Source organism: Halorubrum sp. SP3, from assembly GCF_005435195.1.
In the GTDB taxonomy this organism is placed as follows: domain Archaea; phylum Halobacteriota; class Halobacteria; order Halobacteriales; family Haloferacaceae; genus Halorubrum; species Halorubrum sodomense.
In genome coordinates this window covers 1-466 of record NZ_SGTU01000359.1, presented here as the reverse complement: position 1 = coordinate 466, position 466 = coordinate 1, and the positions used below count along the sequence as shown (strand labels likewise).

At 59.7% G+C, this 466-nt stretch carries 1 protein-coding gene; it reads right to left on the bottom strand.

Annotation, left to right across the window (positions count from 1 at the left end; all coding sequences use genetic code 11):
• Positions 1 to 250 precede the first annotated feature (250 nt).
• Positions 251 to 466: hypothetical protein (locus EXE42_RS19825; protein WP_206750762.1), on the bottom strand; the 216-nt coding region annotated here is incomplete at its 5' end.

Below are 466 nucleotides of genomic sequence, written 5' to 3'. Positions count from 1 at the left end.
AGACTCCACGGTTGACGGGGATAGGGTGGCTACTCATTATGTATCAACCCGAAATTCAGACGGGGAGTGTTGGTCACGGAGTCGTTCTCCCATCGTAGTATCCTGCCGCATCGCCTGCCTGTACGCTCGCTCTGCGGAGAACCACTCGTCTTTCTGTTCGGGTGTTCGAAGTCCCCAATCGTCGGGGAAGCAGTAATCCGTCTCGTTTCTCGGCGTGGTGTCGGGGTCAGCGACAACCCACTCTGTTGGATTATGATCCATTGAGGGCCTCGAACGCTTCCTCACGGGTCAGATCCGTGTTCTCGATGAGCCGCTTCATCGCATCCTCGCTATCTGCCTGGGGCTGTGAGGCGTCAGACGGGCCTTCGGGCCGTCCGCCTTCGGACCCGCCCTGTTGGGGTGCCGTGCGGTTGTTCGGCTCGTTGTCCTGAAGCCCCTGTCCCGCCTCGTTCATGTTGATGCGGTC